This is a genomic window from Citrobacter sp. Cpo091 (genome assembly GCF_030332645.1).
In the GTDB taxonomy this organism is placed as follows: domain Bacteria; phylum Pseudomonadota; class Gammaproteobacteria; order Enterobacterales; family Enterobacteriaceae; genus Citrobacter; species Citrobacter portucalensis.
In genome coordinates this window covers 284,292-305,876 of the sequence record NZ_JAOWHL010000034.1, presented here as the reverse complement: position 1 = coordinate 305,876, position 21,585 = coordinate 284,292, and the positions used below count along the sequence as shown (strand labels likewise).

Genomic DNA, 21,585 nt, shown 5'->3' with positions numbered 1-21,585 from the left:
ACCTGGCAGGGGTTTTCTTTAGCAAATCAGTGGCTGTTAACGAACAACCAGCACTGGCAAAGTCGCGTGTCGAACAACGCTGGAAGCGTTAGAGCCGAGCAGATGGGTGCTGATTGATGGGTTACGCGACCCAATGACAACGACATCCGCATTCAACTCTTCACCCAACTCGTTGACCACGTCACGGACGCTGCCAAAGCGGACGTGTTGCTTAATACGGGAAGGATCGATGCTGAAGTGACCGACCATCGTTTGCAGACGGGTTTCCGCTTCGTGTTGCAGATGCTCTTCAAAACGACGGACATCGGCTGCAAAGCGGTGCAGGCTTAAGCTCGCTGAGCCTGGCAGCACATGCAGTAGATGGATAACCCCTTTATCCTGGGCCAGAAATTCTGCATGGCGAATAGCCTTGTCGCTCAGTTCCATTTCGAATACATCAACTGGCATTATGATTGTGTTGTACATAAACATTCTCCTTGTCATTACATGAACACATAACAGCATAGTATTAAAAATGATTCTGTCAGTCACGACACAGATTTATGTTTTGCGAACAGGAAAGAAAGCGAGGAGCAGGGAGATCTAACCGGAAAGAGGATGCGGATGCATCCCCTGTAAGATAAAGCGAGTGGCTTTGATAAGACAGAGTTAGCGCAGGTAGTCGCCTGCAGCTTCAGGCTGGTACTCAAGCTCGATAACTTCGAGGTGTGTTGAGGTCCCGCCTGGCAGTTCCCAGTGAATGGTATCACCAACGCGCAGCCCCAGAAGTGCAGCGCCGACAGGTGCCATTACCGAAAGCTGTGTGTTGCTGTCAGTCATAGTGGCCGGATACACCAGGGTACGCACACGGACTTCGCCATCACTCAGATTGCGGAATTTCACGCGGCTGTTCATGGTCACGACGTCGTGCGGCATGGTTTCTGGAGAACACATTTGGGCACGATCCAGCTCGGCGTTAAGGGCGTCGGCAATCGGTAAACCAGCAAACGCAGGTTGCTCCAACAGGCGGTCAATGCGTTCCGCATCGAGGTCGTTAATGATGATAGTTGGTCTGGACATTTATTACTCCATGTCGTCGATACTGCGGGTGCGCAGGTAAATAATCCCAAAAGAAAACCCTCACCGTCAGGCGGCAAGGGTTTAGCTTTTATGATGATACTGAGACTTACCCCATGTTTGAAGTGATTTAGTTCACATTCAGGTAAATCATCAACATTGTCGCATATGGTGTGATTTTAGCCGAAAAACGTGATCGTTCTCCAATTTGCATTATGCTTTTTAAGCGCTCGCTGCGGGCGCGTCAAACAACTCAGTGTTCCGCGACAGGAGATCTCATGAGCCAGTACGACAAACTTACCTTGAAAGACGGCAGCTATTTGCATTTTAAAGACTGGGGAAGTGGACAACCTATTGTGTTTAGTCACGGTTGGCCGCTGACGGCAGATGCGTTTGAAGATCAAATGCTGTTCCTTGGATCGAAAGGATTTCGTGTGATCGCCCATGACAGGCGCGGACATGGGCGTTCGGCCCAACCCTGGGATGGACATCATATGGATCAGTATGCTGACGACCTGGCTGAACTTACCGCGCATCTCAATCTTAAAGATGCCGTACATGTTGGGCACTCTACCGGCGGTGGGGAAGTGGCTCGTTATATTGGCCGGCATGGGACGCAGCGGGTGGCAAAAGCGGTGTTAATTGGCGCGGTGACGCCCATTATGATCAAGACTGACTTTAACCCAAATGGCGTGCCGAAAGAGGTATTCGATGGCATCCGTGAGGGGGTTGTGAACGATCGCGCCGCCTTTTTCTATGAGCTGACCGCTGCATTCTATGGCTACAATCGTCCTGGCGCAAAAGAGTCGAAAGCCGTCAGGGAAAGTTTTGTTGAACAAGGTTTACAGGGTTCCATCAAAGCGTTGTACGACTGTATACACGCGTTTTCGGAAACAGATCTGCGTGAAGACCTCAAAAAGATGACCATCCCGACGCTGGTGATCCACGGTGATGACGATCAGATTGTCCCGTTTGATACCTGCGGAAAGGTCGCGGCGGAAATGCTGCCGGACTCGCAGTTAAAGGTATATGTCGGCGGCTCGCATGGCATCTGCACCACCCATAAGCAACAGATCAACGGTGACCTGCTCAACTTTATTCAGTCGTAATCGTTGGCAGATTGTTCTACGCTGATCTTCTTTTTCCAGGGGGATGAGCGAAGCATAATTTGTGCTGCGCTGACGTTAACTTCAACAGGGAACGCTATGTATTTCTATCAACCGTCACAGGGACACGGCTTACCGCATGATCCGCTAAATGCCATCATTGGACCGCGCCCGATTGGCTGGATTGCGTCGCGTGACAGCAACGGTCGGCACAATCTGGCACCATACAGTTTCTTTAACTGTTTTAACTATCATCCGCCGATTATCGGTTTCGCCAGCAGCGGCTGGAAAGACAGCGTGCAGAATATTATCGAAACCGGTGAATTTGTCTGGAACCTGACGACTCTTGAGCTGGCCACTGCGATGAACGAAACGTCAGCCAGCTTGCCGCACGGTGAGGACGAGTTTTTTGCCGCCGGGCTTAGCAAGGCAGATAGCCGGATAGTCAACGTGCCGCGCGTGGCGCAAAGCCCGGTCAATTTCGAGTGTCGCTTATCGCAAAGCCTGCAACTGACTACCGCTGATGGCTCACCGGTTGATACCTGGCTGGTGTTGGGAGAAGTGGTAGGCATTCACATAGATGAAACGCTCCTGGAAGACGGCATCTATCAGACGGCGAAAGCGAAACCGGTACTGCGTGCAGGTGGGCCAACGGCGTATTATTCGATCAGTGAAACACATCGTTTTGATTTAGTTCGCCCGGACGCCCGTGCAAAACGCTAAGTTTACGGACCGACGCCAGCTCGCAGCGTCGGTCGCAAGTTTCAGTATCCCACTTTGTCGATAATAAACTGTTTACCGCAGCTACCCGGATGCGGTTGCGGTAAGAATGACTGGGCAGATAACGTCTGGTTGATGTTGTCGGCTTTCAGGGATAACTGGATCTCAGTGAGATACGCTGGATTGCCGTGGCAGCTTAGCTTCACAGCTTTGACGTTCTCTTTGCCCCAGCTTTTGGCAACGGCGGCGTCAAATGCGTTACGGTTGACGGTTTTGCCGTAGTTTTCCGCCAGGAATTTGCCCACCTCGCTGTTCTTAACCTCATTATTCAGCCGTACCATCGTGCCGAAGTACGCGTCGGGATCAAAACCGAAACACGCGCCATGTTTGGCATACTCGTAACGTTCCAGACAGGATCTCCCTCCAGCGCCGGGCATTACGGCGCTGAGTTTTGCCGCGCTTTCCAGCGACAGCCCGGTTTCGGGGGCCGCGCATTTACGGCTGGCGCGGGCTTCAGGCAGGTTGGGAATAGGGCGAGTCGCGCAGCCAAAACGCATCCAACGGCGATTGTCTACTCCACGGGCAGCAATGGATTTAGGCAGGCTGGGCCATAAACCGTGAACGGTCAGGAAATCAGCTTTGTCTGCGCTCTCTTTTTGCAAACGACATTCGTCAGGCTCCTGACGATTACGCTCGTGTTGGCTCTGACAAAATCCGGTTTGCCAGGAGAGAGCCAACACGTAGCTGTCAAAATCAGCGTACTGTTTTGCCTGAAGTTCATCGGCCTGAGCTGCAGAAACTGGTAGCAGGAGTGCTGCCAGCAACGAAGAATAACGCCATGTTGATGTCATGATGATTTCGGACACTTATATAAATTCTGAATATCATCTATTTAATCATAAAAAATGCCAGTCAGGTTTAGCTGACTGGCATCATTTTCATCAGGCATGAACGGGAATGATTAGCTCCACATTGCCAGAATCGGCCAACCGACCAGCAGAAGCATAGCGATGTAGATAACGCCGAAGATAGCACCCAGACGCCAGTAGTCTTTGGACTTCACATAACCACAGCCGTAGATGATAACGCCAGGGCCTGTTGCATATGGAGTCAGACAGCCCATGATACCGATGGACAGTACCAGCAGGATACACAGGTGTTCCATTGGCACGCCCGGGATACCTTTACCGACGGCCAGAATAACCGGCAGCATGGTGGCGGTGTGAGCGGAAAGGCTGGCAAACAGGTAGTGAGCAAAGTAGAACACCAGCACCAGAACGATCACGGTCGCGTTAGGCGAGAAGCCTTCCAGGTGCGTGCTCATAGTGTTGGCGAACCAGTCGATGAAGCCTGAACGGGTTAAACCATTCGCCATAACGACCAGCGTGGCGAGGTTAACCAGAGTGTTCCATGCGCTGTTATAACGGGTAATGTCTTTCCACGGTACAACGTGCAGCGCCAGCATCAGGGAAACAGCCAGCAGGCCCACTGCGGTTGCATCAATTAGTTTACCACCGAAGACCCACAGACCCAGACTGAGCAATACCAGACCGATCAGCGTTATCTCTTTACGGGTAAGTTTACCCATGCCTTTCAGTTCATCACCGGCCCAAGCGGCAACTTCAGCACTGTGAGTAACTTCTGGTTTGTACAGAACGTATGACAGCCACGGAGCAACGATCAGCAAAATAATACCGACCGGCAGGAAGCTGAGGAACCACTGCAACCAGCTGATTTGAATACCGGCAATTTTGTTGACGAATTCCAGACCCAGCACGTTAGGCGCAGCGCCGGTCACGAACATCGAGGAACTCAGGCTGGTACTGATGACCATCATCCACATCAAATATCCACCGATACGGCGCGCGGAAGGATCGTTCGGGAATGATTTAAACAGCGGCGGCAGGTTTTTGATAACCGGGAATACGGTGCCACCGGTACGCGCAGTGTTAGATGGAGTAAACGGTGCCAGCAGAATGTCGATGATAACAATCGCATAGCCCAGCGTCAGGGTACGTTTACCCATGAATTTCACCAGGAACAGCGCGATACGACGACCCAGACCGGTGACTTCATAACCCAGTGCGAAGATAAACGCACCAAACACCAACCACACGGTGGTGCTGGAGAAGCCAGCCAGACCCCATTTCAGCGCTTGCTTACCCGCTTTAAACGCCGGGTCGGCCAGTTCTGAAGCATCAAACAGCAGATAGTTGCTGCCGATAACGCAGATCGTTACGGCGATAAAGCTGATCGCTGTTGCCGGAATTGGCTCCAGGATCATACCGACGATCATCGCCACAAACACGGCAAAGTAGTGCCAGGCCTGTGGAGGCATTCCATCAGGGACGGGGATAAGAAACATGACACCCATGACGACCAGGGGGGCCAATAACTTCCATATTTTATCTTTTGCTAAAGACATGTGTGTGATTCTCCGGAAAGGATCTTTAATTGTGATAATGATGAACTTGTGAAATCTGAGCTAAGAACCAGGTGACGATCAGCAGATCGGCGCAGCCTCCGGGACTGAGGTTGCGTTCAATGCACTGTTGGTCGAACTGGTGTAGATATTCGAGATCGGCAGGGGTACGAATCCCCCCTTGCTGCATCAGGGCGGTGGCCTGCTGCTGTAGCCAACGCAGACCTTCTGCGCCGCCACGTGAAGCCACGTTGGTGTCGCCGTTGATAGACATCAGCAGCAATAATGTGTCGAGTAACGCCAGTTCAGGGTCGCGGCCCTGAGTCAGCAGTGCGCGGTAGTGCGGCAGGGCATGCTGGATGACTAGCGGATATCCCGCTTCGGCTTCGCCCCGTGCGCCGGTTAATCCCAATTGCTGATAAAGACGTTGGCCAGCCGTGAGTTGTTGATTGTTCTGGCGCAGTTCGCGCTCGGTCAGGCCACGGCAAAATGTTGCTGCTGTAGAGCAAATGGTTTCAGCGGTAACAGTGAGTTGGAGCTGGTGCAGGCGGCCAATGGCGGCACACAGCAGTCCGAGTGAAAAGATGCTCCCTTTATGGGTGTTCACCCCGGCGGTGGCGCGGAACATATCGGCTTCGCAGGCCATGCCCAGCGGGCGCAGTCCTTTCAATACATCTTCAGGCGATAGCTGTGCGCTAAACGCCCCATATTCAATAAAACGTGGCAGCCATGACTGAATCGCTTCAGCGCTGCGATGAAAATCTTCCAGCGCCATATCTTTATGCGCGCCGTTGTTAATACGATCTACCAGACCGGGTTTGGGCGACAGGTTGACTTCAGTCAACATGGCGCGCCACGCAAGCGTTGCGTAAGCATCAGGCAGATCCAGAGGAAGGACTGCGTTATTGGTTGATGTTGCGGGAATCGGCATCATGCAGCAGTGCCTCCATCTGAGTGAGTAAGTCGGAAAGCGCGTGGGTTTTACCCCGCGCACAGTCGGCAGCACTTTGCTCGCACAGCAGACAGCGGCGGGCAGGGAGTGCGAAATGACGCCGGGACAGAATTTCCCCTTCAGGGGTCAGGACATCGATATCCCATAGCCGTCCCAGCGGGTGTGAATGCTCAAGTTCAATTGTGGCGAGCTTGAGGTCGTGGGCCGGAGCCTCAATAGACAAAAGACCTTCTGGACCGCTGGCAGAAACCAGCGCTGTTTGCTCCCTGACAATCCAGGTGGATTGTTTCGCCAACGCGAGCAAGGCGGTTACGCCGTGATTAAAGATACGACGGGTTAATTCGCTGTCTTTAATCGGTCCCGGTGCGACGACGGTAAACGAGACCAGCGGCGCAGAGTGGCGTGTCAGCCACTCCTGTTGCCTTGCCTGTCTCTCATCGCGGCTGGCTAGCAGCTCGGGAATGGAAACCGCGTGTTGGGTGGCGTTTTCAGGGAGCAGGTGCATGGTTTATTCCTTCACCTGATGCACAACGTCAATCACTGAACCATCGCGGTAACGCACAACGGCAATCACGCGGTCAGTGAATTCGATAGCGCGTGGCTGACCGGTGAGCTGCTGTGCACGTTCGCGCAGCCATTCAATGGACACCACTTTCATACCGGCTTCTTTCAGACGTTCTGCCAGTTCCGGACGTGCAGGGTTGACGGCGATACCGTGGTCAGTGACCAGAATGTCAACGCTGGAGCCTGGGGTTACGCAGGTCAGCACGTTATCAACCAGGGTCGGGATGCGTCCGCGAACCAGCGGCGCGACGATGATAGACAGCGCAGCGGCAACCGCGGTATCGCAGTGACCACCGGATGCGCCGCGCAGTACGCCGTCAGAACCGGTCAGTACGTTGACGTTGAAGCTGGTATCAACTTCCAGCGCGCTGAGCACCACGACGTCCAGACGATCGACGGATGCGCCTTTTGAGCCCCAGTTGGCATACTGGTTGGCACTGATCTCAATGTGGTTTGGATTGCGGGCCAGCGATTCTGCGGCGTTACGGTCAAAACTCTGAACGTCCAGCAGTTTGCGAATCAGGCCTTTTTCGTGCAGGTCAACGATGGTAGCGGTAATGCCGCCCAGCGCGAAGTCGGCACGGATATCGCGGCTGCGCATTTTGTCTTCCAGGAAACGCGTAACGGCCAGAGAGGCGCCGCCGGTTCCTGTCTGCAGTGAGAAGCCTTCGTTGAAGTAGCCGGAATTAGCAATGACCTCAGCCGCGCTACGGGCGATTAACAGTTCACGCGGGTTGGTGGTCATGCGGGTCGCATCGGCACCAATTTTGTCCGCATCGCCGACCTGATCGATCTGCACGATCAGATCTACCTGATCCTGCGTAATGCTGGCCGGGTTATGCGGATAGGTCAGCAGCTGTTCAGTCAGCAGGACAACCTGTTTCGCGTTTTCGGCGTCTACGCGGGCATAGCCCAGTGAGCCGCAGCACGCTTTACCGGTATAACCGTTGGCGTTGCCAAACTGGTCGCAGGACGGCACGCCGAGGAACGCCACATCAATGCTGAGCTCGCCACTTTGCACCAGGTGCACACGGCCACCGTGGGAGTGAATTTGTACCGGTTCGGCTAGCAGGCCACGTGAGATTTCTTCCGCCAGCGGACCACGCAGACCGGAGGTATAAATGCGGCTGACCACGCCCTGACGGATGTGCTCAACCAGTGGAGCATGGCAGTCGCTCAGAGAGCTGGAGGCCAGCGTCAGATTTTTAAAGCCCATATTGGCGATGGCGTCCATCACCAGGTTAATCGTCAGATCGCCACCACGAAAAGCGTGGTGGAAAGAGATAGTCATACCATCCTGTAAACCTGAACGACGAATAGCGTCTTCCAGGTTAGCGCACAGCTTTTTGTCGCGCGGTTTTTGCGCCTGCAATTCTACTTTTGCGGTGCTCTGATAAGCGGAAAGCTCACTTTCTGCATGACGGCTCCAGGTCGCCACGCGATCCTGGCGTTGAGACTGTTCGATTTTCTGCGTCATTTTTTTGCCTTATTCTTCGCGAATGCCGGAAAGTTCTGCACGGGAGATAACCAGAAGGGCGCGCTCGATAACCGGGCTGTCGACCATTTTGCCGTTCAGGGAAACTACGCCACGACCTTCGCGAGCAGCGGCTTCAGCGGCTTCCACAACCAGACGGGCGTGAGCCAGTTCTTTGCGCGTTGGGGCGTACAGGTTGTGCAGGAGTTCGATCTGGCGCGGGTTGATGAGCGATTTGCCGTCAAAACCCAGTTGCTTGATATGTGCGGCTTCGTGCAGGAAACCCGCTTCGTTGTTGGCATCGGAATACACGGTGTCGAACGCCTGAATACCGGCAGAACGTGCAGCCTGCAAAATAGAGCAGCGGGCAAACAGCAGTTCAGTACCTTCCGGTGAGCGCTCAGTGCGCAGGTTACGTACATAGTCTTCCGCACCCAGGGCAATACCGATCAGACGTTCGGAAGCATGGGCAATTTCTACCGCGCGGGTAATGCCTAACGGCGATTCGATGGCGGCTAACAGACCGGTGCTGCCTGGCTCACGGCCACAGGCGTTTTCGATACGCAGAATTTCGCTTTCGATGTCGATGACATCCTGCGCGGTATCGGTCTTCGGTAAACGTACGATGTCAGCACCGCCACGTACCACGGCTTCAAGGTCGTTGATACCCCATTCGGAGTCGAGGGCGTTTACACGCACGATGGTTTCAACGTCGTGATACAGCGGATGCTGCAGCGCGTGGTACACCATGCGGCGAGCGGTATCTTTTTCACGCAACGCGACGGAGTCTTCCAGGTCGAACATCAGTGCATCTGCCGGGTAGATGAACGAGTTGCTGACCATGGCGGCATTGGCGCCCGGTACGAACAACATGCTGCGGCGAGTACGAGTTTTACGTTGTTGCAAAGATTCGGAAATCACTGGCAATCCTCCCATGGCAGTGCCGGAATACCGCCAGCGCGGGCCAGTAGTGCTTCCAGTCGCGCACGTAAAATGCAGTCCAGTGCGCCTTTATCATCAACATTCAATTGCACGCCGCGTACGTTGTAGCGGGACAGAACGTCCAGAATGGTGGCCCGGATGGCATCACCGAACTGCTTTTCGACGCTACTGTTAACCTGCAGGTCAATATCCTGCGAATCGAGTGGGGCGATGCGAATCATCACATCACCGGACTCGAGTGTGCCTGCGACGGCTGCCTGGTTTATTTTCATTTTTCACCTGTTGCTAATGCGGGGGTATTTTGGCGGACTGCCGCACCCGATGAGGCTCGCTCAACCATGCTTTGCAGATACTGCAGCGTGGCGTCAGGGACCAGGGATGCGATAGCCGTGAGATCTTTTTTAACCAGCAGCTTGCGCACCCAGGAGGCGGAAATCGGCATCTCCTGGAAGCACAGCCGCTCAATTTCCACCAGTTCAATCGGCGGGGCGGGAAGCGTTGGGGTCTCCAGCCAGTAACGCATGTCGTTGTTATACTGGGAGGTGACGGTGCAATACGGCTCAGTACCGACGAAGCGGTGCGTGACGCCGAGAGCCGGAGCCAGATACTGGCGGAAGATTTTCAGGTCTATTTCGGTGTAGCAGTGGTTAATAACGCTCTGTTCTTTGATGAAGTAACACGGGAACGTGGCGCGGGAAATGATGTACTCCGAACCGCGATGCACGGTTAAACGTGGAATGTCTTTTGTTCCTTTAAGCACCAGATCCAGGCGGTCTTCATACGGAAAACGTGAGGTATCTTCTTTCACCAAAAACAGATGCAGCCAGTCACATTGCGCGGCCGCCTGTTGGATCAGAAAACGGTGTCCGTTGGTGAAGGGGTTGGCGTTCATGACGATACAGCCAATTTTTTTCCCATCATGACGCTGTTTTGCCAGTGATTCGGCGTAGCGTTTCAGACGTGTGGTGCTGTTTTCCATCAATACCATAATGCCGGGAACGCTGGTGAGCGTAGAAAAACCGCACTGTTTAAACAGCGATTCGTACTCGGTTTTGGTATAGATGAAGAGGTGCGTACAATGGCGTTCATAGGCAAGGTTGATTAACTCAGTCGCCAGCGTCAGCGCTAAACCCTCGCCGCGGACAGATTCACAGATTGCGACACACTTAATAATATTCCCAGCGATACCACCGCAGGCAATCAGACGGTCGTCACGGGTGACGGTGATAAATACTTCGACGGTCGTATCTACGCTCAAATCATTCTCTTTCAGAAATTGCGCGATAGCCGCCATCTTTTTATTTTCTGAGCGTTTAACTTGCGTGAATATATTATTACCGAACATAGTGAATAGAGCCCCGATGCTATATTTGTTACTGGGTTTCTGTTTTTGTTGCTCTGTTTAGCAACCTGATAACGTTTTGTTTGCAATTGAAGGGAATGGTTTTTTATTACGGAGTATTTCTTTTTTTCCCTGCTGCATACATCGTAAGGGGTATTTTGGAGGTAATTTTTGATTTATTTCACAATAAGTTAGAAGGTTTTAATGTGTTTTATGGTTTTAAGTTTTTTAATTAATTTAACCCTAAAATAAGGTGTGGTTTTAATTTGTTTAATTGATTTAAGGTGGGGAATCTGCAACGATCTTGTTTTATACCATAACGTGTAAATAGAACATTTTAATTACAACTACAATGAGAAATTAGTTTTAGTTAACGTCGGTGAGGAAAAATGTGATGGCAGAACAGAAAAATAAAACACGGTTTCCTTTTTTCCGCAGTCTGGCGTTTCCTTTACGTATCTTTCTGCTCATTCTGGTCGTTTCTGTTTTTATCATCGCCGCCCTGGCACAATACTTCACCGCCAGCTTTGAAGATTATCTGGCAACGCATGTCCGCGATATGGCAATGAATCAGGCCAAAATCATCGCCTCTAACGACAGTATCATCACGGCGGTTAAGCATCGTGATTACAAGCGGTTGGCGACGATTGCCGACAAACTGCAGAGCGGAACTGACTTCGACTATGTGGTTATCGGGGATACCAACTCCATTCGTCTATATCATCCGAACCCGGAAAAGATTGGCTATCCGATGCAGTTCACCAAACCCGGTGCGCTGGAAAAAGGCGAGAGCTACTTTATTACCGGTAAAGGGTCCATCGGGATGGCAATGCGCGCTAAAACGCCCATCTTTGATGACGATGGCAAAATCATTGGCGTAGTCTCAATTGGTTATCTGATCAGCAAAATCGATAGCTGGCGATCGGACTTCTTACTTCCGATGGCCGGCGTGTTTATCCTCCTGTTGCTGGTACTTATGCTGCTCTCCTGGTTTTTCGCTGCCCATATTCGTCGGCAGATGTTGGGTATGGAACCGAAACAAATTGCGCGTGTGGTACGTCAGCAGGAAGCGTTGTTCAGTTCGGTATATGAAGGATTGATTGCCGTGGATCCTGATGGATATATCACCGCAATAAACCGCAGTGCGAGGAAAATGCTGGGGCTGTCTTCACCTGGGAGAAAGTGGCTTGGAAAACCGGTGAGTGAGGTGGTTCAGCCAGCGGACTTTTTCACCCAACAGATTGCGGAAAAACGACAGGACGCGATGGTCAACTTTAATGGACTGAGCGTTATCGCCAACCGTGAGGCGATTCGCTCCGGTGACGAACTGCTTGGGGCAATCATCAGTTTTCGTAGTAAAGATGAAATTGCTACTCTTAATGCGCAGTTAACGCAAATCAAACAGTATGTAGAGAGCCTGAGGACGCTGCGTCATGAGCACCTGAACTGGATGTCGACCATCAATGGTCTGCTGCAAATGAAAGAGTATGACAAGGTTCTGGCCATGGTGCAGGGAGAATCCCAGGCGCAACAGCAACTGATTGACAGCCTGCGCGGCGCGTTTGCCGATCGTCAGGTAGCCGGTCTGTTGTTTGGCAAGGTGCAGCGCGCGCGGGAACTGGGTCTCACCATGACTATTGTTCCGGGCAGCCAACTGCATCAACTCCCCGAGGGGCTGGATAGCACAGAGTTTGCAGCAATTGTTGGCAATCTGCTTGATAATGCATTTGAAGCGAGCTTGCGCACCCAGCAAGGCAACAAGGTCGTCGAACTCTATTTGAGCGATGAAGGGGATGACGTGATCATCGAAGTTGCCGATCAGGGATGCGGTGTGCCGGAAGCATTGCGTGAAAAAATATTTGAACAGGGTGTGAGCACCCGTACCGATGAACCAGGTGAACATGGCATCGGTTTGTATCTTATTGCTAGTTATGTGAGGCGCTGTGACGGGGTGATTACGCTCGAAGATAACTCCCCCTGCGGCACCTTATTTTCTTTATTTCTTCCGAAAGTGAAAAAAAACAATGACGGAACCATTAACGCTATTGATCGTTGAGGATGAAACGCTACTGGCGGAAATGCATGCTGAATATATCCGCCATATACCCGGCTTCAGCCAGATTTGGCTGGCGGGTAATCTTGCGCAGGCGAGGATGATGATTGAGCGTTTTAAGCCCGGTTTGATTCTGCTCGATAACTACTTGCCGGACGGCAAGGGAATTACCTTATTGCATGAGCTAACCCAGGCGCGTTATCCGGGCGGTGTGGTGTTTACCACGGCGGCCAGCGACATGGAAACAGTCTCCGAAGCTGTGCGCAGCGGCGCGTTTGATTACCTGGTCAAACCCATTGCCTACGAGCGGCTGGGGCAGACCCTGACGCGTTATCAACAGCGGCGACGCATGTTGGCCGGTAATGATAGCGCCAGTCAAAAGCAGATAGATGAGATGTTTAATGCCTACGCGCGGGGCGAGCCGAAAGGGGATTTACCGACTGGGATTGATGCGTTAACACTGAATGCAGTGTTGAAATTATTTGCCGATCCGACGGTACACCATACAGCAGAAACGATCGCCCAGGCGCTCACCATCAGCCGAACGACTTCCAGACGCTACCTGGAGTACTGTGCCAGCCGTCATTTGATTATTGCGGAGATTATTCACGGTAAGGTGGGTAGGCCGCAGCGTATCTATCACGGCGGCTAAATGCTGATTTCTGACGTAGGCCGGATAAGATGCTTTAGCATCGACATCCGGCAACGTTGCAATCGAAATGCCGGATGCGGCGTGAATGCCTTATCCGGCCTACATTTCTCTGAGTATCAGCCGCCAACGACGGCTGAAGAAGAACCTGGTACCATCACTTCAGTTGCGATAATCACAACCAACAACCCAACCAGAACCGGAACCGAGGTACGTTTCACCACTTCGAACGGAGAAATCTTCGCCATACCAGCAACAGCAACCACCACGCCGGAGACCGGGGAGATTGTGCGTCCAAGGTTTGACGCCTGCAGCATCGGGATAACAAGGTAAGCTGGGTTAATGCCGGAGGAATGCGCCAGCTTAGGGATCATCTCAACGAAGGCATAGAACGGGGCGTTACCGGAACCCGTAGTCATTGCCGCCAGCATAGTCAGGATCACCAGCACCATCATCAGAATAATGCTCGCCGAACCAAACGAGGTAGCGATAGAAATCAGACTCTGAATAAAGCCGATTGTGCTCAGGCCCTGGGCAAAAACACCCGCAGCGACTAACAACATCACCACGTTAGCAAAGGCATCCGCCATGCCACGGTAAGCGACTTCCAGACCAGAGAAAACCTTTTGGGTATTGAACCCACGTACGAACTCCAGAATAGCCGCGATGAGCATGCACAGTACCAGAATCGTAATGATATGCAGCTGTGGACCCCATTTACCATCAAAAATCAGGACGCCAACAATCGGGGTAAACGGCAGAATGGCGTAAAATGACGGGGCAGTCGTGGTGATTTCAGCCACATCTAACATTTCATGAGAAATGTTCTCTTTTTTATCCAGAAAACGCTGCCAGAAAAAGTGGGCAATCGCCATAGCAATGATGGCGGCAATGGAAATTGGCAGCGTGGTTTTAAAGGCGAAATCGATCAGCGGCATTTCCGCAGCTTTTGCCGCCAGCACCACATCACCGGATGTTGGTGAAAGAATAATTGCAGCAGGGGAGGCACAAATGGCCGCTGCGGCGCCACGGCTGATCCCAACGTTAACCATGACCGGGAACAGTGTTGCCATCAGCAATACGCCCAGACCGGTTGCTGACGAAACCGCCAGTGACATCAGGCAGGCGACAAAATAGGCGGCAATCATTAGCAGGTAAGGAGAGTTGATGTATTGCAGAGGCTTGGAGGCCAGCTTAACGACCATATCGTTCGCGCCAATGTGGGTCATATAAGCGGCAAAACCACACAGCATCATGATCATCATGCCGAGATCGCCACCACGGCTCATCAGCAAAATTTTAATATATTCAACAATGTCTGTTGCCGTATAGCCCGTTGATGCCGCGCTGGACGGCAAAACTTTATGCCCCATCAGCGCACTGATAATCAGCAAAACCAGACCACCAACAAACAGTACGCCTGTCGCGGAATAACCTTTAATGATGTAGCGCGCTACACCCACAATAACCACAACCCCAATAAGGAGTTCAATAAATGTCAACATCGTTTCCCCTGTCGCATTGCTGCCCAGAAAGTAAAAAAACTAAAAAAAGTAAAAAGTGGTGACAGAATGTGCCTAATAAACCGATAACTCTTGCTGATTAAAATCAATAAAAATACGGATTCAAGCGATGGTTAAGCCGTTTTTTCAGCATCGCGGTTTAAAAAAGAATCTCACAATAAGAAACTGTGAAGCGCAGCGCTGATGTGTGTGTTTTGTGGCAATGATGAATATTAATTGTTAATTTATTGTGATGATATTTAACTTTTTTCGCAGGAAAGAACAATTTATTGGCAATAAAGAGAAAATAGTTCCTATTAGATGGCTCAATAAACTCATGGATAATTATCTTAAAAATTATAGGCTGAGGATTATTCTGATTTTTTAGCTGCGCATTTTTGTTAAGCTAACATTAAGGTTGGGTTTGCTACAATTAATAATAAATCCCAGGATGGTAATTAAGTTGTGATTGTCGCTAAACGATATTTTCTCATTTTTTCATTTCTTTTTATTCAGTTAGCTTTCATTCCCCAGGGCGCTGCTGAAGATAAAGGCTGGTTCGCTACTTTTAAAGACAACGTCAGTGAAACCTGGCAGCAGCCAGAACATTATGATCTGTACGTGCCGGCTATTACCTGGCATGCTCGTTTTGCTTATGATAAAGAAAAAACGGATCGCTACAATGAACGCCCATGGGGGGCGGGCTTTGGTCAATCCCGTTGGGATGATAAAGGTAACTGGCACGGGCTTTATATAATGGCCTTTAAGGATTCCTACAATAAATGGGAACCTATTGGTGGTTATGGCTGGGAAAAAACCTGGCGACCGCTGGCAGATGAAAATTTCCATACCGGACTTGGTTTTACCGCTGGTTTTACCGCGCGCGATAACTGGAACTACATTCCGGTTCCCGTGCTGTTACCGCTGGCATCGATAGGGTATGGTCCGGCAACGTTCCAGATGACCTACATTCCGGGAACGTACAACAACGGTAACGTCTACTTTGCATGGATGCGTTTCCAGTTTTGATGGACTACCTGTATTGTCAGGTGGATTATTAAAAAGTCTTTTAAAAACAGTGCGATATTAACTTTAACTGAAAAATAACGCGACATTTATCACTTTTTGATAAAGTTCGACTGGACAAAGTCCACCACAATTGTTGTACTGATACCCGACACAGCATTTGTGTCTATTTTTCATGTAAAGGTAATTTTGATGTCTAAGATTAAAGGTAACGTTAAGTGGTTTAATGAGTCCAAAGGATTCGGTTTCATTACTCCGGAAGATGGCAGCAAAGACGTGTTCGTACACTTCTCTGCAATCCAGACCAATGGTTTTAAAACTCTGGCTGAAGGTCAGCGTGTAGAGTTCGAAATCACTAACGGTGCCAAAGGCCCTTCTGCTGCAAACGTAATCGCTCTGTAAGCATACGACAGCAAGCATTCAAAACCCGCTTAATTGCGGGTTTTTTTTCGCTTCAGGGCGCGGGAGAGGCCGAAACCAGCCAGAATGCCAGGGCGGTCATCGCAAATGATCCCAACAGATTAACCAGTACATTCACCATAGCCCAACCAAAGCGTCCTTCCTGTAGCAAAAACACCACCTCAGCTGAGAAAGTGGAAAACGTTGTTAGTCCCCCGCAAAAGCCAGTGGTAATCAGTACCTTCCACATTGGATCAATGTTAGTCATGCGATTAAACCACGCCAGACCCATACCAATGATAAATGCGCCAAGTAAGTTTGCAGCCAGTGTACCGAATGGGATGGCCTGATGTAGCGGGTTAAACCTCATGCTCAACATCCATCTTGCTACACTACCTGTACCACCACCGATAAAAACCGCTAAAAGGAGTTGTAACACTGCATAATCCTGCTATTTGATTGTCTATAGGATGAGTGTAACGCTGAATAATCGTGGTTGGCGAGCCTAACAATGTTTTCTGGAGGGAATATGTTCGTTGCAGCAGGGCAATTTGCCGTGGGACCTTCATGGGAAAAAAATGCAGAAACCTGCGTCTTTTTGATGTCACAGGCTGCAGGGGAGGGGGCGTCGCTGTTGGTATTACCGGAGGCGCTTCTGGCCCGTGACGATCTGGACCCAGACCTGTCAGTGAAATCAGCTCAACTGCTGGAGGGCGGATTTTTGACGCGCTTGCTGCGAGAAAGCGCGCAAAACGAGATGACGACAATCCTGACGATTCATGTTCCTTCTGTGCCAGGCCGGGCGTTTAACATGCTGGTGGCGCTACGGGCAGGTCAGGTCGTGGCCCATTACGCTAAATTACATCTCTATGATGCCTTTTCGATTCAGGAGTCACGAAATGTGGATGCAGGGGACGCCATAGCGCCGCTGCTGGACGTAGACGGGTTAAAAGTAGGGTTAATGACCTGTTATGATCTGCGCTTTCCTGAGTTGGCGCTGGCGCACGCATTGCAGGGAGCGGAAATTCTTGTCTTACCCGCAGCCTGGGTTCGGGGATCGCTTAAAGAGCATCACTGGGCTACGCTTTTGGCGGCAAGAGCGTTAGACGCGACGTGTTACTTGATTGCGGCGGGAGAGTGCGGTAACAAGAATATCGGCCAAAGCAGGGTCATCGACCCCTTTGGTGTGACCATTGCTGCTGCGGCAGAAACGCCCGCGCTAATTATGGCCGAGGTTTCCGCCGAGCGGGTGAGGCAGGTTAGGGCACAACTCCCGGTGTTAAGTAACCGACGCTTTGCTCCACCGCAATTATTATGACGTTTTTTTAAACAAGGCTTGATTCACCTTGTTACAGATTGCTATTGTGTGCGCGCGTCGAAAGGCCGTTAATATTCTCAGGTTAATATGGCGCTTTATGCAGCCTGGTTTAAGTCAAGAAGGTATCTATGGGTGAGATTAGTATTACCAAACTGCTGGTGGTTGCCGCACTGGTTGTTCTGCTGTTTGGTACCAAGAAGTTACGTACACTGGGTGGAGACCTGGGAACGGCAATCAAGGGCTTCAAGAAAGCAATGAACGACGATAATGCCGATGCTAAGAAAGATGCTGATGGTAGCGTTCAGGCTGAGAAGCTTTCTCATAAAGAGTAATGTCAGGAGCATGATGCTCTTACTGCATACTCTGCATGAAAAAAAACCGGCAATTTGCCGGTTTTTTTATTGCTGATATGTAAGTGAGTATTACACGATTACTTCACTTCCAGCCCTTTGGCCTGCATGTCAGCATGGTAAGAAGAGCGAACGAATGGACCGCAGGCTGCATGGGTAAAGCCCATGGCCATTGCTTCGGCTTTCATCTCATCGAACTCATCCGGGCTCACATAGCGTTGAACCGGCAGGTGATGGCGGCTAGGCTGTAAATACTGCCCCAGCGTCAACATGGTTACACCATGGCTGCGCAGGTCACGCATGACCTCAATGATTTCCGCATTGGTTTCGCCCAGACCGACCATCAGACCTGATTTGGTCGGAATCTCCGGGTGCGCTTCCTTGAAACGTTCCAGAAGCTTCAGTGACCAGTTGTAGTCAGCACCTGGACGAACATTGCGATAAATACGTGGTACGTTTTCGAGGTTGTGGTTAAACACATCCGGCGGGGTGGCCGTGAGGATATCCAGCGCACGATCCATACGACCACGGAAGTCAGGCACCAGCGTTTCGATTTTAATCGACGGGCTTTTCTCACGAATAGCGGTGATGCAGTCAGCAAAGTGCTGAGCACCGCCGTCACGCAGATCGTCGCGGTCAACGGAGGTAATGACGACATAGCGCAGCGCCATGTCAGCAATCGTCTGAGCAAGTTTTAACGGCTCGTTAGCATCAGGAGCAACCGGACGGCCATGGGCAACGTCACAGAATGGGCAACGGCGGGTACAGATTGCGCCGAGGATCATAAAGGTTGCAGTTCCGTGATTGAAACATTCAGCCAGGTTAGGGCAGGAAGCTTCTTCGCAGACAGAGTGCAGGCCATTTTTGCGCATTGCCGCTTTGATGCCCTGGATGCGAGTGGAGTCCGCTGGCAGTTTTATTTTCATCCATTCCGGTTTACGCAGCAGGGCTTCACGCTCTGTTGCCACATTTTTTACCGGGATAAGAGCCATCTTATCGGCATCGCGGTATTTAACACCGCGTTCCATCACAATGGGTTTACTCATAGCTTGCGTGTTCCAGTTGCGAATTACGAAGGAAAGCGTTTCAATTCAAGGGAATGTTGCATTTATCAACTATTTTTGAATTAGTGATACGCAGTATATCATTGAAACGGGCCAGAAAGCAGCCTGACAGGCTGGCAAAATGTAAAATAGTTGTTGTTTTGTGCCATTTGCCACAACATATGCCGTGGCAAAGTATGCGCGTATTTTCAGTCCGCGATGTACTCGTGCGGTGGGTTACCCAACAGCGCCAGAATGTTGGCCAGCAGCCTTGGGCGAATGCTCTCGGTCGTGGCTGTGCTATCCCACTGCGATACCTTCGCCATTTCCATTCCGGCATAACCACAAGGATTGATACGCAGGAAAGGCGACAAGTCCATATCCACATTGAGCGCTAAGCCGTGAAATGAACAACCTTTACGAATACGTAACCCCAAAGAGCAGATTTTCTTCTCTCCAACGTATACGCCTGGTGCATCGGCTCGCGGGTGGGCGTCAATACCGATTTCCGCAAGGGTATTCACAACGGTTTGCTCCAGCAGCGTAACCAGTTCGCGAACGCCAAGTTTACGACGCTTCAGGTTCAACAGCACATACATGACCTGCTGGCCCGGCCCGTGATAAGTCACCTGACCGCCACGATCGCTCTGGATCACCGGAATATCTCCCGGCATCAGTACGTGCTCTGCTTTACCTGCCTGACCCTGGGTAAAAACAGGATAATGCTCTACCAGCCAGATTTCGTCATAACTGTTTTCATCGCGGGTATCGGTGAATTCGTGCATGGCCAGAGAAACTGGCTCGTAAGGTTGAAGACCGAGCTGGCGGACAAGAATTTTATCCTGATACAAAACGGCATCTCCGTAGATACTCACATAGAGTAGAGAATATAAAAGAGGGGAAAAAGTATATCACAGGAGGGAGGGGTTACCCGAGCGGGGATGCTGCGGGTAACCAACAGGTTTTTACAGTACCATGCGTACGATATCGATATTGCCTAATTCTTCGTACAGCGTTTCAACCTGCTCAATGTGTGTAGCAGTAATAGTGATTGAGACCGAGTGGTAGTTGCCTTTGCTGCTCGGTTTTACCGTCGGAGAGTAATCACCTGGCGCATGGCGCTGTACCACTTCAACCACCTGATCAACCAGCTCAGGCAACGCCTGCCCCATTACTTTGTAAGTAAATGGAGTAGGGAATTCAAGCAGTTCGTTAAGTTTGGTTTTCATGTCAGCTCCGGCGTTACATCAATAAATAATAACTCCCACAGTGCGTGGGAGTTATCTGGATACCTAGTATATGGGGACGTAAATCACACTTTCAAGTGTTCGATTTTTAGCCAAACCAGTGATGGAACATTAATTTAATGTAATCAATGATTTTCCCAAAGAAGTTGCCTTCAGGGATTTCCTGCAGGACTACCAGCGGGCGCTGCTCAATGGTTTTGCCATCCAACTGGAAGTTGATGGTGCCGACAACCTGGTTTTTCTGCAGCGGTGCGTGCAGTTCTGTGGTGTTCAGCACATAGCTTGCTTTCAGATCTTTCATGCGGCCGCGCGGAATAGTCAGGTAGACATCTTTATCTACGCCTAACGATGCACGATCGGTATTACCAAACCAGGCGGGCTCTGAAGCAAACTCTTTACCGACTTTCAGTGGGTTCACGGTTTCAAAGAAACGGAAGCCCCAGGTCAGCAGTTTTTTACTTTCGGTTTCACGACCTTTATAGGTGCGGCCACCCATGACGGCGGAGATCAGACGCATCTGACCTTCGGTTGCGGATGCAACGAGGTTATAGCCAGCCTTGTCGGTATGACCGGTTTTGATACCGTCGACATTCAGGCTGTTATCCCACAGCAGGCCGTTACGGTTTAACTGACGGATGCCGTTAAACGTGAACTCTTTTTCTTTATAGATAGAGTATTCGTTAGGCACGTCGCGAATCAGCGCCTGACCAATCATCGCCATGTCGCGAGCCGAGCTGTATTGACCGTCAGCATCGAGACCATGAACGGTCTGGAAGTGGGTGTTTTTCAGGCCCAGCGCGTTCACATAGCTGTTCATCAGACCGACGAAAGCATCCTGGCTACCGGCTGCGAAGTCCGCCATTGCCACGCACGCGTCATTCCCGGATTGCAGGTTGATACCACGGATAAGCTGAGAAACAGGAACCTGCATTCCTGGCTTCAGGAACATCAACGATGAACCTTTAAAGACCGGGTTACCTGTAGCCCATGCGTCATTGCCGACGGTGACCAGATCGGTTTCTTTGAATTTCCCGGCTTTCATCGCCTGGCCGATGACGTAGCTGGTCATCATTTTGGTCAGACTGGCGGGGTCGCGGCGAGTGTCAGCGTTCTGTTCTGCCAGAACTTTGCCTGAATTGTAATCAATCAGGATATATGACTCCGCATCGATCTGCGGAACACCTGGGATCATGGTTTTAATATTCAGGTCATCGGCATGGGCAGCAGAGAGAGAAGCTGCGCAGAGAGCCGCGGTGAGCGCCATACGCTGCACGAAACGAGCGGAAAAAGTGGTCTTCATGGTCTGAACTACGACGTCCGTGATGAAATTAAAAAAAGTGCCCTACTATAGCAAATGCAAAACGGGCAGGCATCTGACTTTCCGCGTGACTTTGTTAATGTCATTTACAGAAACTGACAG

General features: G+C 51.0%; 24 protein-coding genes. 8 read left to right on the top strand and 16 right to left on the bottom strand.

The features are described 5' to 3' along the window. Positions 1-36: 36 nt before the first annotated feature. On the bottom strand, positions 37-465 hold the full coding sequence (gene uspG, locus OGY04_RS12150; protein ID WP_003022101.1) for a universal stress protein UspG: 429 nt from the start codon (positions 463-465) through the stop codon (positions 37-39). A 183-nt stretch (positions 466-648) separates the two neighbouring features. Next, a complete protein-coding gene (gene rnk / locus OGY04_RS12145) occupies positions 649-1,059 on the bottom strand; it encodes a nucleoside diphosphate kinase regulator (RefSeq protein WP_003831264.1) in 411 nt (136 codons plus the stop codon). Between the two features lie 275 nt (positions 1,060-1,334). Here rnk and OGY04_RS12140 point away from each other — a divergent pair, with 275 nt between their 5' ends. Further along, positions 1,335-2,165 (top strand): alpha/beta fold hydrolase, encoded by an 831-nt coding sequence (locus tag OGY04_RS12140; RefSeq protein ID WP_234692202.1) that lies wholly within the window; start codon positions 1,335-1,337, stop codon positions 2,163-2,165. Positions 2,166-2,261: 96 nt separating this feature from the next. Next, positions 2,262-2,885, top strand: a complete 624-nt coding sequence (locus tag OGY04_RS12135) for a flavin reductase family protein (RefSeq protein WP_032942675.1) — start codon at positions 2,262-2,264, stop codon at positions 2,883-2,885. Positions 2,886-2,926: 41 nt separating this feature from the next. Here OGY04_RS12135 and rna read toward each other — a convergent pair whose 3' ends face one another. The 8 genes from rna to citC form a co-directional block, all read right to left on the bottom strand. Then, positions 2,927-3,733 carry a ribonuclease I gene (rna, locus tag OGY04_RS12130; RefSeq protein ID WP_212024107.1) on the bottom strand — a complete coding sequence of 269 codons (807 nt, stop codon included), beginning with the start codon at positions 3,731-3,733 and terminating at the stop codon, positions 2,927-2,929. A gap of 110 nt (positions 3,734-3,843) precedes the next feature. Next, on the bottom strand, positions 3,844-5,307 hold the full coding sequence (gene citT, locus OGY04_RS12125) for a citrate/succinate antiporter CitT (RefSeq protein ID WP_003831271.1): 1,464 nt from the start codon (positions 5,305-5,307) through the stop codon (positions 3,844-3,846). Between the two features lie 25 nt (positions 5,308-5,332). Continuing rightward, on the bottom strand, positions 5,333-6,238 hold the full coding sequence (gene citG, locus OGY04_RS12120; RefSeq protein WP_003831272.1) for a triphosphoribosyl-dephospho-CoA synthase CitG: 906 nt from the start codon (positions 6,236-6,238) through the stop codon (positions 5,333-5,335). Continuing rightward, on the bottom strand, positions 6,207-6,761 hold the full coding sequence (citX, locus tag OGY04_RS12115; protein WP_234692203.1) for a citrate lyase holo-[acyl-carrier protein] synthase: 555 nt from the start codon (positions 6,759-6,761) through the stop codon (positions 6,207-6,209). The genes citG and citX overlap by 32 nt, the downstream gene beginning before the upstream one ends. A 3-nt stretch (positions 6,762-6,764) precedes the next feature. Beyond that, a complete protein-coding gene (citF, locus tag OGY04_RS12110; RefSeq protein ID WP_008784078.1) occupies positions 6,765-8,297 on the bottom strand; it encodes a citrate lyase subunit alpha in 1,533 nt (510 codons plus the stop codon). Between the two features lie 9 nt (positions 8,298-8,306). Further along, positions 8,307-9,215 (bottom strand): aldolase/citrate lyase family protein, encoded by a 909-nt coding sequence (locus OGY04_RS12105; RefSeq protein ID WP_003831275.1) that lies wholly within the window; start codon positions 9,213-9,215, stop codon positions 8,307-8,309. Beyond that, entirely contained in the window at positions 9,212-9,508 is a 297-nt protein-coding gene (citD, locus tag OGY04_RS12100; RefSeq protein WP_003831276.1) for a citrate lyase acyl carrier protein, read from the bottom strand. The genes OGY04_RS12105 and citD overlap by 4 nt, the downstream gene beginning before the upstream one ends. Then, positions 9,505-10,581: a [citrate (pro-3S)-lyase] ligase gene (gene citC, locus OGY04_RS12095; protein ID WP_003831277.1), complete on the bottom strand. Its 1,077-nt coding sequence runs from the start codon at positions 10,579-10,581 to the stop codon at positions 9,505-9,507. The genes citD and citC overlap by 4 nt, the downstream gene beginning before the upstream one ends. 391 nt (positions 10,582-10,972) lie before the next feature. On the opposite strand from citC, the gene dpiB reads away from it, so the two are divergent. Next, positions 10,973-12,634, top strand: a complete 1,662-nt coding sequence (gene dpiB / locus OGY04_RS12090) for a sensor histidine kinase DpiB (RefSeq protein WP_008784080.1) — start codon at positions 10,973-10,975, stop codon at positions 12,632-12,634. After that, positions 12,603-13,283: a two-component response regulator DpiA gene (dpiA, locus tag OGY04_RS12085; protein WP_003831279.1), complete on the top strand. Its 681-nt coding sequence runs from the start codon at positions 12,603-12,605 to the stop codon at positions 13,281-13,283. The genes dpiB and dpiA overlap by 32 nt, the downstream gene beginning before the upstream one ends. Positions 13,284-13,399: 116 nt before the next feature. Here the strand turns inward: dpiA and dcuC are convergent, their stop codons facing one another. Then, a complete protein-coding gene (gene dcuC, locus OGY04_RS12080; protein ID WP_003022136.1) occupies positions 13,400-14,785 on the bottom strand; it encodes an anaerobic C4-dicarboxylate transporter DcuC in 1,386 nt (461 codons plus the stop codon). A 462-nt stretch (positions 14,786-15,247) separates the two neighbouring features. On the opposite strand from dcuC, the gene pagP reads away from it, so the two are divergent. Both pagP and cspE read left to right on the top strand, forming a co-directional pair. Next, positions 15,248-15,811: a lipid IV(A) palmitoyltransferase PagP gene (gene pagP / locus OGY04_RS12075; protein WP_003831280.1), complete on the top strand. Its 564-nt coding sequence runs from the start codon at positions 15,248-15,250 to the stop codon at positions 15,809-15,811. A gap of 189 nt (positions 15,812-16,000) precedes the next feature. Beyond that, entirely contained in the window at positions 16,001-16,210 is a 210-nt protein-coding gene (gene cspE, locus OGY04_RS12070; protein WP_000034825.1) for a transcription antiterminator/RNA stability regulator CspE, read from the top strand. A gap of 52 nt (positions 16,211-16,262) precedes the next feature. Here cspE and crcB read toward each other — a convergent pair whose 3' ends face one another. Beyond that, on the bottom strand, positions 16,263-16,646 hold the full coding sequence (gene crcB / locus OGY04_RS12065) for a fluoride efflux transporter CrcB (protein WP_286585329.1): 384 nt from the start codon (positions 16,644-16,646) through the stop codon (positions 16,263-16,265). Positions 16,647-16,736: 90 nt separating this feature from the next. On the opposite strand from crcB, the gene OGY04_RS12060 reads away from it, so the two are divergent. Both OGY04_RS12060 and tatE read left to right on the top strand, forming a co-directional pair. Continuing rightward, the gene (locus tag OGY04_RS12060) at positions 16,737-17,525 is read left to right on the top strand and encodes a deaminated glutathione amidase (RefSeq protein ID WP_008784083.1); all 789 of its coding nucleotides are present in this window, start codon (positions 16,737-16,739) and stop codon (positions 17,523-17,525) included. Between the two features lie 128 nt (positions 17,526-17,653). Further along, entirely contained in the window at positions 17,654-17,857 is a 204-nt protein-coding gene (gene tatE, locus OGY04_RS12055) for a twin-arginine translocase subunit TatE (RefSeq protein WP_003022699.1), read from the top strand. 98 nt (positions 17,858-17,955) lie between these two features. On the opposite strand, the gene lipA is transcribed toward tatE, so the two are convergent. The 4 genes from lipA to dacA all read right to left on the bottom strand — a co-directional run bounded on the left by lipA (position 17,956) and on the right by dacA (position 21,465). Beyond that, positions 17,956-18,921: a lipoyl synthase gene (gene lipA, locus OGY04_RS12050; RefSeq protein WP_003022702.1), complete on the bottom strand. Its 966-nt coding sequence runs from the start codon at positions 18,919-18,921 to the stop codon at positions 17,956-17,958. A 206-nt stretch (positions 18,922-19,127) separates the two neighbouring features. Further along, a complete protein-coding gene (gene lipB, locus OGY04_RS12045; RefSeq protein ID WP_003831286.1) occupies positions 19,128-19,769 on the bottom strand; it encodes a lipoyl(octanoyl) transferase LipB in 642 nt (213 codons plus the stop codon). A gap of 114 nt (positions 19,770-19,883) precedes the next feature. Continuing rightward, positions 19,884-20,147 carry a DUF493 family protein YbeD gene (ybeD, locus tag OGY04_RS12040; RefSeq protein ID WP_003022706.1) on the bottom strand — a complete coding sequence of 88 codons (264 nt, stop codon included), beginning with the start codon at positions 20,145-20,147 and terminating at the stop codon, positions 19,884-19,886. A 106-nt stretch (positions 20,148-20,253) separates the two neighbouring features. Beyond that, positions 20,254-21,465 carry a D-alanyl-D-alanine carboxypeptidase DacA gene (gene dacA / locus OGY04_RS12035; RefSeq protein ID WP_003022711.1) on the bottom strand — a complete coding sequence of 404 codons (1,212 nt, stop codon included), beginning with the start codon at positions 21,463-21,465 and terminating at the stop codon, positions 20,254-20,256. Positions 21,466-21,585 lie beyond the last annotated feature (120 nt).

Coding starts and splice junctions, on each gene's coding strand:
- citC (WP_003831277.1), bottom strand. CDS start 10,581: ATGTTCGGTAATAATATATTCACGCAAGTTAAACGCTCAGAAAATAAA.
- citT (WP_003831271.1), bottom strand. CDS start 5,307: ATGTCTTTAGCAAAAGATAAAATATGGAAGTTATTGGCCCCCCTGGTC.
- tatE (WP_003022699.1), top strand. CDS start 17,654: ATGGGTGAGATTAGTATTACCAAACTGCTGGTGGTTGCCGCACTGGTT.
- citF (WP_008784078.1), bottom strand. CDS start 8,297: ATGACGCAGAAAATCGAACAGTCTCAACGCCAGGATCGCGTGGCGACC.
- rna (WP_212024107.1), bottom strand. CDS start 3,733: ATGACATCAACATGGCGTTATTCTTCGTTGCTGGCAGCACTCCTGCTA.
- citD (WP_003831276.1), bottom strand. CDS start 9,508: ATGAAAATAAACCAGGCAGCCGTCGCAGGCACACTCGAGTCCGGTGAT.
- dcuC (WP_003022136.1), bottom strand. CDS start 14,785: ATGTTGACATTTATTGAACTCCTTATTGGGGTTGTGGTTATTGTGGGT.
- citG (WP_003831272.1), bottom strand. CDS start 6,238: ATGATGCCGATTCCCGCAACATCAACCAATAACGCAGTCCTTCCTCTG.
- citX (WP_234692203.1), bottom strand. CDS start 6,761: ATGCACCTGCTCCCTGAAAACGCCACCCAACACGCGGTTTCCATTCCC.
- cspE (WP_000034825.1), top strand. CDS start 16,001: ATGTCTAAGATTAAAGGTAACGTTAAGTGGTTTAATGAGTCCAAAGGA.
- dpiA (WP_003831279.1), top strand. CDS start 12,603: ATGACGGAACCATTAACGCTATTGATCGTTGAGGATGAAACGCTACTG.
- OGY04_RS12140 (WP_234692202.1), top strand. CDS start 1,335: ATGAGCCAGTACGACAAACTTACCTTGAAAGACGGCAGCTATTTGCAT.
- OGY04_RS12060 (WP_008784083.1), top strand. CDS start 16,737: ATGTTCGTTGCAGCAGGGCAATTTGCCGTGGGACCTTCATGGGAAAAA.
- lipA (WP_003022702.1), bottom strand. CDS start 18,921: ATGAGTAAACCCATTGTGATGGAACGCGGTGTTAAATACCGCGATGCC.
- uspG (WP_003022101.1), bottom strand. CDS start 465: ATGTACAACACAATCATAATGCCAGTTGATGTATTCGAAATGGAACTG.
- dacA (WP_003022711.1), bottom strand. CDS start 21,465: ATGAAGACCACTTTTTCCGCTCGTTTCGTGCAGCGTATGGCGCTCACC.
- rnk (WP_003831264.1), bottom strand. CDS start 1,059: ATGTCCAGACCAACTATCATCATTAACGACCTCGATGCGGAACGCATT.
- ybeD (WP_003022706.1), bottom strand. CDS start 20,147: ATGAAAACCAAACTTAACGAACTGCTTGAATTCCCTACTCCATTTACT.
- OGY04_RS12135 (WP_032942675.1), top strand. CDS start 2,262: ATGTATTTCTATCAACCGTCACAGGGACACGGCTTACCGCATGATCCG.
- dpiB (WP_008784080.1), top strand. CDS start 10,973: ATGGCAGAACAGAAAAATAAAACACGGTTTCCTTTTTTCCGCAGTCTG.